16 protein-coding genes and 1 tRNA gene are annotated in these 15,826 nt (G+C 60.2%); 1 reads left to right on the top strand and 16 read right to left on the bottom strand.

Going from position 1 to position 15,826, the window contains the following annotated elements:
• Positions 1-756 precede the first annotated feature (756 nt).
• The 16 genes from M2360_RS18380 to M2360_RS18305 all read right to left on the bottom strand — a co-directional run bounded on the left by M2360_RS18380 (position 757) and on the right by M2360_RS18305 (position 13,943).
• Positions 757-3,456 carry a hypothetical protein gene (locus M2360_RS18380; RefSeq protein ID WP_280776709.1) on the bottom strand — a complete coding sequence of 900 codons (2,700 nt, stop codon included), beginning with the start codon at positions 3,454-3,456 and terminating at the stop codon, positions 757-759.
• 9 nt (positions 3,457-3,465) lie between these two features.
• Positions 3,466-5,085, bottom strand: a complete 1,620-nt coding sequence (locus M2360_RS18375; protein WP_280776708.1) for a terminase TerL endonuclease subunit — start codon at positions 5,083-5,085, stop codon at positions 3,466-3,468.
• A complete protein-coding gene (locus M2360_RS18370; RefSeq protein WP_280776707.1) occupies positions 5,085-5,474 on the bottom strand; it encodes a P27 family phage terminase small subunit in 390 nt (129 codons plus the stop codon). Before M2360_RS18370 ends, M2360_RS18375 begins: the two co-directional genes overlap by 1 nt.
• Positions 5,471-5,785, bottom strand: a complete 315-nt coding sequence (locus M2360_RS18365; protein ID WP_280776706.1) for a head-tail adaptor protein — start codon at positions 5,783-5,785, stop codon at positions 5,471-5,473. The genes M2360_RS18370 and M2360_RS18365 overlap by 4 nt, the downstream gene beginning before the upstream one ends.
• Positions 5,785-6,198: a DUF3168 domain-containing protein gene (locus tag M2360_RS18360; protein WP_280776705.1), complete on the bottom strand. Its 414-nt coding sequence runs from the start codon at positions 6,196-6,198 to the stop codon at positions 5,785-5,787. The genes M2360_RS18365 and M2360_RS18360 overlap by 1 nt, the downstream gene beginning before the upstream one ends.
• Positions 6,191-6,622, bottom strand: a complete 432-nt coding sequence (locus M2360_RS18355) for an HK97-gp10 family putative phage morphogenesis protein (protein WP_280776704.1) — start codon at positions 6,620-6,622, stop codon at positions 6,191-6,193. Before M2360_RS18355 ends, M2360_RS18360 begins: the two co-directional genes overlap by 8 nt.
• On the bottom strand, positions 6,609-6,950 hold the full coding sequence (locus M2360_RS18350; RefSeq protein WP_280776703.1) for a head-tail connector protein: 342 nt from the start codon (positions 6,948-6,950) through the stop codon (positions 6,609-6,611). The genes M2360_RS18355 and M2360_RS18350 overlap by 14 nt, the downstream gene beginning before the upstream one ends.
• The gene (locus M2360_RS18345) at positions 6,947-7,798 is read right to left on the bottom strand and encodes a hypothetical protein (RefSeq protein WP_280776702.1); all 852 of its coding nucleotides are present in this window, start codon (positions 7,796-7,798) and stop codon (positions 6,947-6,949) included. The genes M2360_RS18350 and M2360_RS18345 overlap by 4 nt, the downstream gene beginning before the upstream one ends.
• The gene (locus M2360_RS18340; protein WP_348529566.1) at positions 7,795-8,145 is read right to left on the bottom strand and encodes an HNH endonuclease signature motif containing protein; all 351 of its coding nucleotides are present in this window, start codon (positions 8,143-8,145) and stop codon (positions 7,795-7,797) included. Before M2360_RS18340 ends, M2360_RS18345 begins: the two co-directional genes overlap by 4 nt.
• Positions 8,145-8,624, bottom strand: coding sequence for a phage tail assembly chaperone (locus tag M2360_RS18335; RefSeq protein ID WP_280776701.1), 480 nt, complete (start codon positions 8,622-8,624; stop codon positions 8,145-8,147). The genes M2360_RS18340 and M2360_RS18335 overlap by 1 nt, the downstream gene beginning before the upstream one ends.
• A gap of 83 nt (positions 8,625-8,707) precedes the next feature.
• On the bottom strand, positions 8,708-10,267 hold the full coding sequence (locus tag M2360_RS18330) for a phage major capsid protein (protein ID WP_280776700.1): 1,560 nt from the start codon (positions 10,265-10,267) through the stop codon (positions 8,708-8,710).
• Positions 10,264-10,659, bottom strand: a complete 396-nt coding sequence (locus M2360_RS18325) for a gene transfer agent family protein (RefSeq protein WP_280776699.1) — start codon at positions 10,657-10,659, stop codon at positions 10,264-10,266. Before M2360_RS18325 ends, M2360_RS18330 begins: the two co-directional genes overlap by 4 nt.
• Complete coding sequence (locus M2360_RS18320; RefSeq protein ID WP_280776698.1) at positions 10,656-10,802, bottom strand: hypothetical protein; 147 nt, start codon at positions 10,800-10,802, stop codon at positions 10,656-10,658. Before M2360_RS18320 ends, M2360_RS18325 begins: the two co-directional genes overlap by 4 nt.
• Entirely contained in the window at positions 10,799-12,019 is a 1,221-nt protein-coding gene (locus tag M2360_RS18315) for a phage portal protein (protein ID WP_280776866.1), read from the bottom strand. The genes M2360_RS18320 and M2360_RS18315 overlap by 4 nt, the downstream gene beginning before the upstream one ends.
• A gap of 101 nt (positions 12,020-12,120) precedes the next feature.
• A complete protein-coding gene (locus tag M2360_RS18310; protein ID WP_280776697.1) occupies positions 12,121-13,752 on the bottom strand; it encodes a site-specific integrase in 1,632 nt (543 codons plus the stop codon).
• 101 nt (positions 13,753-13,853) lie between these two features.
• Positions 13,854-13,943 (bottom strand) — tRNA-Ser (locus tag M2360_RS18305).
• Positions 13,944-14,538: 595 nt separating this feature from the next.
• Between M2360_RS18305 and M2360_RS18300 the strand changes: the two genes are divergently transcribed.
• Positions 14,539-15,657, top strand: a complete 1,119-nt coding sequence (locus M2360_RS18300; protein ID WP_280776696.1) for a porin — start codon at positions 14,539-14,541, stop codon at positions 15,655-15,657.
• Positions 15,658-15,826 lie beyond the last annotated feature (169 nt).

Below are 15,826 nucleotides of genomic sequence, written 5' to 3'. Positions count from 1 at the left end.
TTCATACTACCACCGGGAATAGGTCTATCCCCCGCCTGATAGAACACATGCAAGAGACAGTGTTTCAGTCTCGTGAGTCTATCAGGCGGGGGATTGTCTGTTGACACCGTTCAACAGGTAGGTAAAGAACAAAGGCTGTCAGGCCGGCGAGGAGGCTTCCATTGCCCTCGCATTAGTTCCGAATCCAATCTTTCGATTAAGCGGTTACACCTCTCGGTGCGCGCCACATGCTGCATATCACTCAACAGCCATGTGACCGGACGTTGTGACCATGCACAGAGCGTCCGTCTTTTGACAGTCTTCGCAGCGCTGTCGTTCTGTTCGCTTCTGGCAAGCTCATAGCGCCGGTCTAGAGTCCCTTTTTAGCGCCGTATCGTTCAAGGCCAGTATCGCACTTCCGGTCTGACAACCAAGAAATGTAAGCAAAAGCCTTGACTGATTGAGAGTAAAAACTTATCTTACTTTCATCGTTCAAGGCGAAAGGGCTGGCCGGCTTCCAAAAAAAATCAGGCCGGCCCTTTTTTTGCCGGTGAGGTCGATTATAGACCCGTGCTTTTTATGGTGCAACAACTCATTTCGTTTAGTAATCATGTGAAAATAAATCACTGAACACTAATTCATGTCGATTCTATATTGTTGACTATGCGGAATGATCGTAGAATATACGCACAACCAAAGGCGAGGAATTCCCTTGCTTCTCCGGTCGTATTGATCAGAACGCCTGCAAGGAAAGCCCCGCCTTGCAGGCGTTTTGCATTATCGCCTGTTCCCCAAGAGGTTGCCGACGCGCATCTGTTTCCGAAGCTCATCGACCACGACGCCGCGCATGGTGCCTTCCATCTCTTTCCGAACACGCTTGGCGAGGTCGGTGTTCTGTTCCGGTGTTCCGCCGTTGGCGTTGACAGTGATGGGCGCATTGATGCTGACGTTCTGCGCCGCGCCGCCGTTGCCGGATGAACTTGAGCCGCCGGTGAACCTGTCCATCTGATAAGGCGGATTGCTGCCGACATAGCCGCCCGATGCGAAGCCCTTGAGCGCCGAGCGGTGTGCGGCCTCAAGGTTGCCGACGCCGATGCGGCGGACAGCTTGGGCGCTCATGACGAATTCGCCGCGATGCACGACGCCGGCCGGCTGATACTTTCCGCCGTCGCCGGTATAGCCGCCGCCGCTGAAGCCGAACAGCGCGCCGAAGATGCCAGCGCCGCCGCCGAACAATCCGCCGAGCGGACCCTTGCCAAGCAATGCGGCCTGAAGCGTGGCGTCCACAAGGTTGCTGAGAAGGTTTTGCAGCGCGCCGTTCAATGTCTGTGTGCCGGTCAGCAAGCCGGAAAGCGACGACGTGAAGCTCTCGGCGAAATACGTCTGTGCGCTCCGCAAGCCTTCGGTCGATGTCGCGACCTGTTGATTTTGGGCGTTGAGCTGGCCCGTCATGGCGATCTTCTCGCGAAGTTTGGCGATTTCCTGATCGGACAACGTGACGCCGTCGCGCTTCAACTGCGCAAGGCGGTCGTAAAGCTCAAGCTCTGTCCGCTTGGAGTTCTCCGACATGCCGGCGAGGGACTGTTCGAAGCGGGCGCGGCTCAAGCCCTCTTCTATCGCCTGATTGAGGTTGCGGCGGGCGTCGGTCTGGCGCTGCAAAAGTTCGGTCTGGCGTTCCTGTGCTGGCGACGGGTCAAGCTGCTGTTGTCCGGTCGGTGTGCCGGCGTAGGCGTTGCGGATGGTGGAATCATCCACGCGGCGCAAACCTTCCCACTCATTGCGAAGCGCCGTCGGGTCATTGCCGCGCCGACGCAAGAGGGCGCGCGCAAGCTCGTCCTGTGTCGCCTGATCGAAGAGCCGATCGCCGGAGAGACCAAGTTCGTCGCGCAAGCTGTCGAGGGTGCGGCCGGTGATCTGGTAGCGGCCCACAGCGGACGAATTGAACGTGTTGGCAGGATGCGCCAGCATTTGCCGCTGAAGCTCTCGCACCTGATCAAGGGTCATGCCGGTGAGGTTTTGCGCGCCGCCTGTGTATGCGCCATAGCCGAGCGTCTCGTTATAGCCGCGCCCTCTGTCGTTGCCTTCGGCCGCGCCGATCAAGTCGAGAATATTGTCGTGCTGACCATAGGTCGCGACCGATCGGGCGCGGTTGGCGAGGTCCGTCGCCTGCATGAGTTCGCCCATAGAGCGGGCGTTGCGCGCGGCGTTCACGTATGCGGTGTTCAGGGCGTCGGACTGTGCCAGCGCGTCGAGGTCCGCCTTCAGGCCGGGAACCATGGCCTTCAGTTCAGCCAGGGCGGCTTTAAAGTTGCTCGCCGCCGTGGCGTTCCGGTCGAAGGCCGGCGAAAGCTGTTCGCTGGAATCCTTGACGCCGTCGAGCGCCGGGCGGGTGTCCTGAAGCGCCTGCTGCACTTCGCGGATGCGCGCATCCACGTCGCGAAGGTTGGCCTTGACGCTCTCGTCAAAGCCGAGCGAGCGAGCAACCGGCGACATGCCGTCAAGCTCTGCCATGAGTTCGGCGCGGCGCTTCAGAAGGTCATTGAGTTCGGAAAGCTCTTGGCGCTGATCATAGTCGCGGCGGGCATTGTCCAGCGCGCCGGGTGCAAGTCGGGTGCCGTCGAGCCATTTATCAGCGCCGACGCTTGCGCCTGCGTCGCGGATGGCCTGTGCAATCGAGGCGGCGACGTTCGCGCCGTCGATGGCTGCGGCCTTGGCCCGAACGGTAAAGTTCGACCACATGGTTTCCCATTCGGCGTTGATGCGCTTGGCGGCTTCGATCTGTTCCTTGCTGAAGGTCGCCGCCTCACTGCGGAGCTTCTGGATTTGCTCGACGGACAAGCCGAGCGTCTTCGCAAGCTCTTCCGCGCCGGTTCCGCCGAACAGTTCGTCGAGGGCGCGCGTCTGGCCCGCCTGATCAAGCTCCTTGATCTTGCCGATCAACTCGTCGAGGAAGGCGTTCGGCTCGCGAAGCTTGCGGCCAACCTCTTCAGCGGAATAACCGAAGCGAGTGAACCATTCCGCGCCGCCGCCTTTGCCGTTTCGGGCGAATTCATCGCCGCGAATGTTCAGTTCCTTCAGGGCGTCAGTCACGCCGTCAACGCTGGCGCCGGTCGCCTTGGCGACATGGCTCCATTGCTGCCAAACCTTCGTCGAGACGCCAGCCTTGCGGGCCTCGCGATCGACTTCGGCGACGGAATCGGTGATCTGATTAAGGGCGATCAACAACGCGCCAGCGCCAGCAACCGCCGCGCTGCTTCGGCTGAAGGCTGCGAAGCCGTTCTCGATGGTCTTGCCGATGCGGTCATATGACCGCGAATAGGTGTCTTCGATCTTTCGCGCCGATTGCCGGGCGCGGTTTTCCATGTCGGTCGCGCCGCGTTTCTGGATTGCGTTCGCTTTGGCAATGCCCTTTTCGAGCTTGTCGATACGGGCTTCGATGTCGACCACAAGGCCGGGAAGTGCTGCTTCATTCGCCACTGGAATTCCTCAAAATGTAAAAATACCCTCGCCGTCGGGGTCGTTGTATCGGGATCGGTTGTCTTCACCGGACACGGCGCGCGAAACCGCAAGCGCGGACGCGATAGCGCCGTCGATATGGTTGCTGTGCGAGGTGCCCTTGTGCATCGTGGTCAACTCGCCGGCATTGGTCGCGCGCTTGACCACGACGCTTTCGAAGTGGTTGCGAAGGATCGGGTGCGCGGCGTGCCGGATGCGCCGGCCGTTGACGATGCGCTCAAGATCGCAAATCGGCCCGTGCATCGTTGACGGGCGCTGCGGGATCTGAAGAACATTGATGCCGGCTTCCATGAGCTTCGACATGATCGGGCCGGCGAGGGCAGGGTCGAACGCGACTTCGCGAACGTCGTAGGTGCCGCAAAGGTCGATAATCTTGTCGGCGATCACGTCCGGTTCGATCACAGGCCCGTCGATCACGTTCAAGAATCTTTCGTCGCGCCAACGTGGATATGGGACTTGCTCAAGGCGCGCTTTCTCGCCCAAGCCTTCGGACGGAAGGAAAAACCACGGATGCACGGAAACGCGGCCATCGTCATGCGCCCATGCGGCGACGATCGCGGTCAAGTCACCGGAGCGTGACAAATCCACGCCGAGCCAGCACGGAACCTCTTCGAGGTCGGCTAGGTCGAAGTGCGGATCATGGCCGGCGTCATAGACGGACATATCGAAGAGGGGATCGCGGGACGCGGCCATCCACACATTGAGGTGGAATTGCTGGAAAGCGAAGCGTTCGGCCGGCCGGTGCTGCGCTTCGGTCGCCATGGTGCGCAAACCGTCGAGGTCGGGGAAGCCATGTTTCAGGCCGGGATTGACCTTCTGCCAAACGCTTTCATCCTGCCAGTCGTCATCGGATTCAGCTTCGAAGATGATGGGCAGGAATTCCGGGTTTACGATTTCGCCGGTCGCGACACGCCGCGCGTAGCTGTATTGGTCGTAGCCGAGGTTTTCGTTACCACGGCCGGCCGTGGTCGCAATCACCATGAGCGAGCCGGGACGTTTGCCCATGCCGGAGCGAATGGCTTCCCAAAGGTCGCGGCCCTGCCAAGCGTGGATTTCGTCGACAAGAACAAACGTCGGCGTCTTGCCGTGCTGCGCTCTGCCGTCGCTGGAAACAGCCTGCAATGAACTGCCGTTCGCCGGGAAGACGATCTTCTTTGCCGAGTTGTGTGCGTCGTAAATCTTGGTCGCGGCGGCGAGGCGCGCATCCATGCGGACGATGTTCGCCGCTTCGGTGAAGCCGATGCCGGCCTGTTCGCGATCGGACGCGGCAAAGATGACTTGGCCGGCCGGAACGGACTCGGGGCCGAACAAGTGCAAGAGCGCCAGCGCCGCGGCGAGGCTGGTCTTACGGTTGCCGCGGGGAAGCATGAGGAAGACTGTCTTGACGATACGCCGCTCGTCCGGGTGCCGTGGCCCATAAATGCGGCGAACGATGCGCTCAAGCCAAGGGTAAAGCTGGAAGGCACTCTTCGGCGCGGTGCTCGCCGGGTGCTTCAGGCGGCGCAAGAATTTCACGGCCCGTTCGCCGAAGCCGAGCGGGTCGTCGATCTCGCTGCCGTCATAGATCCAAGCCGGGAACGCACTCGCCATCACGTCACCGAAAGCGGGTTGTCGTCGTCATCGTCGGCCGGCGCGTTGCTGCCGATACGGGCGCGCGAAGTCGGCGTAAGACCGTATTCGGCCGCAAGCTGGCGCGCTGTCTGCATGTAGCGGATTTGCAGGCCGGCGAGCTTCAGGTCGGGAATGGGCATGGTCGCCATAAGTTCGGCGATCTGGTTCGAAGCGCCGATCGCCATGCAATAATTCTCGATGCCGGCGAGGTTGCTTTTCGTAATGATGCGGCGGGCGATCACGTCCGGCATGATGCGCTTCCACTCGGCGCGCGCGTGCTCGTTCATGCGCTTCGGCGCAAGCGGCGCTTTGGTGAGTGCATCACTATCCGGCGACAAGGTCGGCTTGATGCCGCGAAGATGCGTCATTCGCTGGCCTCGCCTGTGATTTCGAGACCGTCGCGAACGCCGAGATCGAGGATGCTCTTCACATTGAAGGCGCGGCCCAAGAAACGGATGCGATCGGCCGTGGTCAGGCCGGTGAAATATTTCGTGCGGAAGGTGACGCGATCGGTTCCAGCCTCGCCAAAGCCGGTCGCCGCCTCGTCGATCGACTGGCGCGCGACTTCGGCGCGAACGGTGCCGACTGTCGCCCAGGTGCTTTCGGAATAGCCGGCCGCGTTGATGGTCGAGACTTCGCGCTCGATGAAGATCACGCGATTTCGTTTGCCGCTCTGCATCAAATCACCCACCGAATGAGGGCTTCGACGGACAGGACGCCGTGACCATATGCCGGGTCGGGGTCGCGCGGATAAACGCAGCCGGTGACTTCGAAATGATCGCACAAGCCGCCTTGGATGGTCATGGGCATGTCGAGCGCCTGTGTCACCGCGAAGGCGATTTCCTTGGCGCGCTGTTCGCCTTCGTTGAGCGTCCAAACATGCAAGTCGAGATACACCCACGCGGCGCGCTGTGCCGCGTAGTCATGGCCGTGCAAGATGGTTTGGCCGCCGCTCATGATGATGGTCGGCGTCTTGTCGGGCCGGGTGCTGCCAGAGCGGATATGATCGGCCGGGACAAGCGCTGTCACGGCCGGCGAGGCGATCAGGGCGGCGCGAATGGCTGTCTGAAGTGCAAGGGTCGGCTCAAGCATTCTTCGCCGCCTTCTTGATTGCGGACGTGATCGCGGCCTTGAGGCGGCGATCGACGCGGGTTCGCGCCAAGCGCCAGCTAGGACGAACGAACGGCTGTGCTTCCATCTTCACGGTCCCGAATTCGAGCATGTGACCATACCGCGCGTCTGAATCGCCGACGGTGACGAGCACCTGATTAGGGCCGGCCGTGCGCTTGCCGCCGTTGGCCGCATAGGGCGGCGTCGTCTCGCCGGGGCCGGTGACGGTGATCGACTCTTTGAGGTTGCCGGTGTCTTCGGGAACCAAGGCGCGCATGTTCCGCGCGACTTCCTCGCCGCTGCGCATGAGCGCCGGGCGAAGGGCTTCCAAGATCGCGGCCGGGATAGCGTTCAAGCGCTGCTCAAGGTCGCGGGATTGTTCGGTGAGTGACTTACGATCGGACAAGGCCAGTCACCTCAACACGATACGGACGAAGCAAATCGGCGACGCCATAGGGGATTTCGCTGCCGCTTGTGCCGACAAGGACGGCTTCGCGGTTGGCGTAGAAGTGCGCGGCAAGCTGCAAGATGGCCTGTTTGATGTCGATCGGAACCGGCGTGAAGTCGGACAGGGGCTTGCCGAGCATTGCAGCGGCGCGGGCTTCGGCGGCTTCGATGTAGTGCTGAAGCAACTCGTCGGTGCCGCTGGCGAGGTTGCCGAGCGCGCCGGGATCGATCAATTCGTCGCTGCCAATGTGCGCTTTGAAGAGCGCAAGGCTGATGATGCTGGTCATTCTTGGGTCGTCTTTCCTGAAAAACTTATTTTGGGCGTCTCTTGCGCGTGACTCCCGCCGCCGGTCCCTAAGCACTCGGAAAAGTCGTCAACCACCCCCGGTGCGTCGTTGTTGGCCTGTGCGCCTTCATTGGCCTGTCCGTTGTCATTGGACGGTCGACGATGTCCGCCGCGCGGGTTCGGTCCGCCCATGGCGATTGCGGCTTCGATGCCAAGGCGCGTGACGCGACCACAGAATGACGTGTAAGCAATGCCGAGGCGCTTTGCCCATTCGCGCCGGGGAAGCGTCAGGTCGTCGGCGGTGAGCGGACTGGCCTTGTAGGGCGTGTGCTGACCGGGTGTGATTTTGCTACCCATGGCGATGGCGGACTGAAGGCCGTATTTCTTCACGCGCGTGTCGAAGGTGCCCAAAGCGATGCCGAGGCGTTTGGCCCATTGATGCCGCGTGAGCTTCAGGCCATTGCATTCGTGGATCTTGGCAGGCTTGCCGGTGCGCTTGCGACGGTGCTTCAGACAGAAGGCGATTGCGGCTTCCATCGATCCATGTTCGCGCGCATGGCGGAAGAGGGTGTCGGGTTCGATGCCGAGCCGGTGCGCCCATTGTGGCGCGCTGAGGGATTGCTTGCCGAAGGTGAAGAGCGTGACGGGTGAACGGTTGGTGTTGGTCGGTGCGTGGTGCTTGTCGAGCGCCATGGCGTTGCCTTCTTCGCCGAAGGCAAAGGTCAGGAACTGGCGACGGCGTTCTTCCTGCTTCCGTCTGGAATAGGCGAGTGCGCGGGCAAGGGCTTGCTTGCTGTCTTGGCGGAATTCTTCGGCGTCGATCTGGCGAGCGCGTTCGGCCTTGCTCATCGGCTGCGCTCCTGCTTCTGCTTCACGCTGCTATGGCAAGGCGTGCAAAGGGGCTGCCAGTTGGCTCTTGTCCAGAACAGGCGCATGTCACCGCGATGCGGCTTGATATGATCGACAACGTTGGCCGGTGTGATACGGCCCATAGCTGCGCACAGGCGGCAATGGGGATGCGCGGCGAGGTATTCACGCCGGGCTTTGTCCCATTCGCTTGTGTAGCCGCGTTGACGGGCTGAAGGACGGCGAGCGTCATGGCGAGCTTTGCGTTCGCGGTCCTGCTTTTGCTGACAGGCGCAACGGATGCCGGCCGGGACGATGTTGCCGCACTGGCACAGGCGAGGCGGGCGCATTATGCGGCCTCGCCTGAGAGGTCGCGGAGAGTCGCAAGGCCTTCTTTGATCTCTGCTTCGGAAGGAAGGTTGCGCGGATCATCGGCGCTGCCACGCATTTTATCATAGCCTTTCCAAGCATGACGGATCTCGGCGGGCGTTGCGGCCCAGGTATCGGCCGGCGACCATTGCAGGACGCCAGCCGCAAACTCAAAGAGTTCGGTGAGGTGATCTGTGAGCACGAAAGGCTTGGATGACGGCGCGGCCTGTTCGGGCGCGTCGTCTGTCCAGCCGATCGAATGCTTCACGAATTCAACGATGGCCGGCGTAAAATCCTGAATCAGGCACAGGCCATTTCGTTCGGTCTTGGCCGCGATCAATTCACAGGTTCGGGTGGTGTCATCGCATCCAATCGCGATGAGATGCGAGATTGCGCCAAGGTGACATTCGTCGAGATTTTGCCGGAGTTCGTCGAGGCTGTATTGCTGCGCGATGAGCAAGCCGGCCCGCAAAGACGGACGCAGACGGACGGTGATGTCACCGGCCGAGATCTGAATCGGGTTGAATGCGAGCCGGGAAGACATTAGGCGGCGACCTTCAGCTTGATGAAGCGGTCGGCGTGAGACACGTCGCCACCTGTGCGCTTGTAAGCCGTGAACTTCACCTGTCCGGTGCCGGAGAGGGTGTAAGGGTCGCGAAGGATCGAAAGGCCGATGCGATCGACGATGCGATAACCGGAGAGGTCGCCGAACAGGATCGGGAACGCGTTGGCGGCAACGTCGGGCATGTCGATCGCTTCGACGATCGGACGGCCGAGCAAGGTTGCCGGTGCGCCGGTCGTGATCGGATCGAGCATGATGAAGCGGCCGGTGCCGTCCTTCAGGGTGCGAAGCGCGCCGAGCGTCTTGCGGTTCATGATCCAAACGCCGTTCTGTGCGATGACAGACGGGACCGAATGGAACATGCCGATGATGGTCGCGGCCGGGTCGGTGCCGAGGGTGGCGGCGTTGCCGGTCTTCACTTCGGTGATGCCGGATGCGGTGAGAAGGCCCTTCGGCTTGCCGACGCCATCGCCATTCGTGAATGCAGCGCCTTCGGCCTTGGCGAAGCTCTCGCCGAAGTCGGCGACAAGTTCGGCCTCAAGGCCATAGGCGTTATCTTCGAGAAGCTGGCGCGAGACCGGGACGAAGGTGGACATTTCGTAAGGCGTGAACGTCGCCTGTTCGAAGGTCATGCCGGATTCGGTGCGTGCGCCGATTTCCGAGACCCAGGTCGCCGCCGAGCCGGTGAGCTTGCGCGGATACTTGACTTCGGAAGCCGAAATCGTCGTGACCTTGGCATACTGGCGGATCGGCGAGAATTCGACGATCTTCTTCAGGATCTCGTCGCCGAAGGCTTCCGGTGCGAGATAGCCGCCGTTTGCATCGACGGACACGGTCAGGGCCTTCTGCAGTTCGGGCGAGATACGTTCAACGCCATGGCGAAGGAAGCCTTCGAAGGCCTTCTTGATCTCGCCGTTCTCGTTGTCGCCGGCCGGCTGATTGTTGTTCGCGCCGCGAAGGCGGTTCGACTTGGCTTCGACGGCGTCGAGGCGGGCCTTCACGGCCTTGAATTCTTCGACGCTGATCACCGGATCGCTTTTGGTTTCCGGTTCGTTCTTCATTTCTTCGGTGTGCATTTTGGGTTCCTCAATTAGAGATTTAACGACGGTGACGCGCGCGCCGGGATGAACCGGACGGCGGCACAGGCTGATTTCGTTGACGGTGATTGACTTGAAGACACGGCCACCTTCGGGACGCTCTTCGAAGCCGTTGTGTCGGAAGCCGATCGACAAGCCGGTGATGGTGCCGAGCTTCAGGGCGCGGTGTGCATCGCGGGCGGGGCTGACGCCTTCCAGAAACAAGCGGCCTTTGACTTCAAGCCCCTTGTCGGTCTCGGCGAAGGATTCCCAAACGCCGATTGCTCCCTTGCCTTGCTCATGTTCCATGAGCATGGGCATGGTGTTGGCATAGCCGAAGGCTCCCTTTTCGATCACGTCGCCGACGCTGTCAGGCGCGCCAAACGGCCAAGCAAGGCCGGTCACGGTGCCGGCGTCGTCGATAGAGATCTCGGCTTTGATTTCGAGGTTTTCGGTGTCGCTCATGCCGCTGCCTCATTGAGCGCTGCGGCAAGGTCGCCGGTAGTTGCGGCGTGACGCAAATCGTCCTCATTGATCCAGACGGCCGGCTCGACACGTTCCGGCGAGCCGTTCCAGCGGGCGTCGAGGATATCGAGCGCAAGCGGGACGATCTCGGCGAATGGTCGATCCTTCACATAGGTCTCGACAAGGGTGTGCGCCTTCTCAGGCGAGACGCCGCCGCCGATCAATCCAAGCCGGATGATCTGCGTCATGTCGGAAACGTGGAACTGCGAATTGACCATGCGGAGATAGAGCGCGCCGACGCCGACGCCGGTCAGTCGCTCAAGTTCGGTGGTCGTGGTGTCGCTGAGCGCGAAGGTATAGGTCGCGTCACCGAAAAAGGCGGTGTGCTTCACTTCGTGCGCACTCCGATGAAGCCGCCGTCGATGTAGCTTTGAAGAGCCGACTTCATGAGCGCCTGCGCAATCAATGCGTTCACTGCGTCATTATCGCCTGCGATCGTGATCGGCATGGGCTTGGAAATTTTAGGATTGGTCATGCGGATTCCTCCGGTTGTTCGGGATCGGTCGGCGAGGGTGCGGCCGGCGTCGTGGTGATATGAGGGTTTGCAAGGCTGTCGCCTTCAGGGTGCGCCGGCATGTTCAGCATGCTGCGAACTTCGTTGCCGGTGAGCGCGCCCATGCTGCGATACTGTCCGAGCGCAGTCGCCTTCTTGGCGAAGTCGGCGGTGAGAAGGTCGTCGGTGACGAATTCGATATAGAGGCGGTCGCGCTCTTCGGGCGTGAGAAGGCAACGCGCATAGGCCCAAGCCCATGCCGTAAGCCACGGCTCAAGGGTCATGGTGTAGAACTGGCGCGACATTTCTTCGGTGTTCGACCACGTGCCGCGCGTGAGTTCGAAGAGCATGGTCGGCGGGATGCCGAAGGCGCGGGCAACTTCGCGAATCTGTTCAAGGCGGTTCTCGGCGAACTGCGCATCGGCGAATGTGTTCGCCAACTGTTGCGCCGTCATCTTCTCGTCGAGGATGGCGACGCCGTTCGCGTTATCGCCGGAGTGCTGTTCGTGCCATGCGCTCATGAAGTTGCGCTTGCCTTCCGGTGTCATGAATTTGTCGGTCATGACCACGACGGACGGCCGGCCGCCGTTGGCGTAGTAGGTGGCGAGGTGCTTCTCGGCTGAGATAGCCAGGGCGATCGCTTCACGGTGAAGCTTGATCGGCGAGACGCCGCCGATCGGCTGAATATGCAGAATGTCCGGATACTCGAAACGGACTTGGCCGCGCTCTTCCGACACGATGTAGAAAGGTGTGCCGTCGTCTTCCTGTTTGAATTGAACCTTGGCCGGGTCGACGCGAAGCAGTTCGAGCGGCCGGCCGTCGCTGGCGCGGTTGACCACGGCGTAACCGTTGCCATGAAGCAGGGCGTCGATTGTGAGATCGACGCGAAGCTGTGCGGCGCTTGTCCAGCCGTTCGCCTCGCCGTGAATGAGCTTGAAGGCCGGGTGCTGGCGTTCGGTCTCTTTCGTGCCTGTCTTATAGAGTTTCGCAGGAAGATCGCCGATCTTTCCAGCGATCAACTTGACCGCGTGAGCAACGGCTGGAACCTTCATGGCGCTCGCGACGGTGACGCGAACATTAGAGACGGTCGGGATGACGTTGAAAATATCGAATGCTTCGGGGTCCGTCAGGATGACGGCCTTTTTCACTTCGGCGTTTCGACCGAAGAGTTTTCCGATATTGAGAAGTGAAGACGCCATATTTGCCAAGCCTGTTTATCAACTTGGCAACATTGTCCCATGGGTGATTCGGGGCGGTCAATCCCTTATTTGAAATAAATATTCCATATGGAATGAATATTTCATTTTCGGTCGAGGTAGCCCTTCACGCCGAAGTCGACACGGTCGATTCCATCGCTCATAGCCTGAACCATCGTGAGCGCTTGTTGGCTGATATAGATACCGCCGACTGACTGATCTTTGTGGCCGGTGATCAGGTCGGACACGTCGCGGTTGACGCCGTAGCGGGCGAGGGCGGTCTTCAATGAGTGCCGGAAGGAATGGAAAACCTTGCGAGAATCATTGATGCCGCATTCCTGCTTGTAGGTTCGAAGAAACCAACGATTGATTTTGCCCTCCGGCTCCCATGACGGAAACAGCTTCGTCTTGCCATCTTTGCGCAGCTTTTCGACGTGCTCGACGAATCCCAGGTCGATGAGGTCTTTGTGAACAGGCACGACGCGTTTCGACTGAACATTCTTGGACGCCTCAATAAGATCGATGACGAGAATCCCTTGTTCCTCGTAGATGTCGGCGAGCTTGACGCGCCGAATCTCGCTTGATGAGCGCGCGCCGGTATAGAGTGCCAGCAAGATGGCCCAATGCCGATCTTCGAAGGTCTTGGCTTCCTTGAAGAACGGGTTCGTAAAAATGGCCTTCAGGTCGTCGTTCGAGAACGGGACGCGCGTCGGCTCCTTGAAGCCCTTGCCGGTGTCGATCTTGATTCCTTTGGCCGGGTTGTCGCTCATGAGGTCATTCTTGACGGCCCAATTGAACACGTTGTTCAGGTGCATGAGCCATTTCCCGTTGATGGTCGCCGGGTTCAAGACCGGGTAAGGCTCCGAACGCTTGGCGTTCGCCTTTGCCGCCTGAACGATGGTCATGCCGGGGAAGCGCTGCTGACTGTTCGCCGGGGTCAGCTTGAGAGCGTCTTTATATGCCAGAATGTCGGCGCGCGTGATCTGCCGAATGCTGCGATCTTTGCCGACAAAACCCGAGAGCATGCGAATCGCGACTTCATGCTCTTTCTTCGTCTTGTCCGATCCACCCTGCCGCTCGCCGTGGAACTTTGTGAGCAATTGCGCCAAGGTGAGTCCGTCTTGCTTCTTCGCCGGCTGTTGCGCGATCGGCGGCAACGGCTCCGGATCGGGCTGCAGTAGCTCCGGGGTTCTGGCGTCGGGCGGATAGACTTCGCCCTTGTCGCGGCTCTGCGAGGCGGCCAAGGCGTCGAGGCGGACGCTTGCCAGCACCTTGAGAAGTTTGGCGCGCTTCGTCGGCGTCGAGGCGTCCGCCAAGCCGCGCGCGATGAGGTCGTCGGCTGCGTAGCCGATGAGGGCTTCAGCTTCTTCGCCTGTGATGATGCCAGCCGCGACTAACCGGAGCTTGTCGCCATAGATGCGGTCTTGATTGCGAAGCGTCTTGCGCGGCCCGGCGGCGCGTTCCATGAGATCAAATTCGAGTTCGGCGGCAAACGTGGCCTTTGCTGCGCTTGCGACCGTGGGCCGGGATGCCTCAAGGTGAGCGCGGGCTAAGTCGAGTTTGTCATGAAAGGCGGCGAGAACGGCATGTGAGCGCTTTTCAGCGATCTTCGGATCGGCGCCGAGAGGCTCTTCAAGCTGAGTCTTGCCGATGATGGCGCGCAGTTCTTCTGGCACCACGATACGGGCGCGCCACTGACCACGATAGAAATGGATGTTTTTGCCGAGCTTCTTCATGCCTTGCTGATCCGTTTTGTAGCAGATTTTGTAGCAAGGTTTGTAGCAGGAAGCCGAGAAGTGCAAGGTGTTGCGAGGATGTCAGGGCTTTGCGAAGGCAATGGCGGAGAAGATGGGATTCGAACCCACGATACCCTTCCGGGTATACTCCCTTAGCAGGGGAGCGCCTTCGACCACTCGGCCACCTCTCCGTTGAGGGCGTGGATACTCACAATGATGGGTGGGATCAAGCCGTATTCCGTCTTGTCTCACATTTTTTTCCCATTTCCGCGCGCATTATCCGTGGAGATGGCGAAACCGGACCGGCGACGCCGGGAATCGGCGCGGCGGCCACGGGCGTGATTCTGTCCCGAAACGGGTTGGCGCGCGCTCGGCGGGGCCGGGACGCCAGCGCGAATGAAGTCATGGCGATTGTGGCTCTATAGAGAGTGCGCCGAAGAAACCGGCCTTTCGGCGCCGGCAATAGGGCGCCAACCTGTGCGCCGCAGCCTGTGGAGGCTCCCCTATGTCACTGACTTTGTTAATGTTTGAGTAAGGTTCGTTAAAATCTTATGCATTTATGACGGTGGCGGAAGCGAATGTGTGTCTTTTCTGTAACAACCGAATTTGAACGCGAGTGATTAAACATCTGTCGGGGCGTTTCCCGATTGCGTCATCGGCGCCTGTGTCTATGATCACCCTCGAAGCGGCGGGGATGCCCGATGTCTTCTGAATGGGAGTGGGGCAGGGAACGCCTCAGGCGAAAGAACCCACACCCGAATGAAACATTTTGACTGGAGGTCAGAAATGAACATTAAGAGCCTTCTTCTCGGCTCCGCAGCTGCTCTGGCAGTTGTTTCCGGCGCTCAGGCTGCCGACGCTGTTGTCGCCGCCGAACCGGAACCCATGGAATATGTCAAGGTCTGCGACGCATACGGCACCGGCTACTTCTACATCCCCGGCACCGAAACCTGCCTCAAGATCGGCGGTCGCGTTCGTTTCGACCTGCAGGGTGCTAATTCCTACGCTCTGAACAGTGACAACGGCTGGCGTACGAAGTCCCGCGCCGAGATCTACATGGACTCCGCTTCGGACACCGAATACGGCCCGCTGAAGACGCAGTTCGTTGGTCGCCTTGACTTCAACGGCACCTACAACGACGGCGAAGGCACCAACACCAGCCTCGTCGCCGCCAACATCTCGATCGCCGGCTTCACCGTTGGTCTGACCGACTCGCTGTTCACGACGATGACCAACTACGCTGGCGACATCATCAACGACGACGTGGTCTCCTACGGCCAGTTCGAAGTGAACCAGATCAACTACGTCTACGACAACGGCGCTGGCCTCAAGGTCGGTCTCGGTCTCGAAGCTGACGATATTGAACGCGACGCTCGCCGCTTCGATCCGACCTTCGTGAAGGCCAACGGCGATGTTGGCGGTTGGGTTGACACGACTGTTGTTTCCAACGGTGAGGACTATATCCCGAACGTCACCGGTGGCATTGGCTACACCGCTGGTTCCTTCGGCGTTGCCGTGGTCGGCGGCTACGACGAGCGTCTCGATGAAGGTGCGATCAAGGGTCGCGTTGACGGCAACTTCGGCGCCTTCTCTGCCTTCGCGATGGCTGCATGGTCTTCTTCTGGCAACAAGACCAACAACTACGCACCGGGCGATGCTTCCGGCGCTGCTTGGGGTGACTGGGCTGCTTGGGCCGGCGTTGGCTACAAGGCCGCTGACAACCTCGGCTTCAACGCTCAGATCGCTGGCACCGACAACGACACGCTCGCTGTCGCCGCCAACGTCAAGTGGAACCCGGTTGCTGGTCTCCTGATCCAGCCGGAAGTCACCTACACGACCTTCGACAACAAGATTGCCGACGGCGACCAGTGGAACGGCATGCTCCGCTTCCAGCGCACGTTCTAATCCTTACGGGATTGGACTTTCAGGCTGATCGTAAGGTCGGTCTCGGAACCCTCGGCTCACGCCGGGGGTTTTTGTTATGAAGTAAATAAACCTCCACCTACGGTGGAGGACTGGACGAGTTCTACATAGTAGTTGAGAGACCTCTGGCTTGGACCGTTAGATTGTGCGG

This window comes from Rhizobium sp. SG_E_25_P2 (assembly GCF_029892285.1).
In the GTDB taxonomy this organism is placed as follows: domain Bacteria; phylum Pseudomonadota; class Alphaproteobacteria; order Rhizobiales; family Rhizobiaceae; genus Rhizobium_E.
The sequence above is the reverse complement of the archived record's forward strand: the minus strand, read 5'-3'. Positions and strand labels throughout refer to the sequence as shown.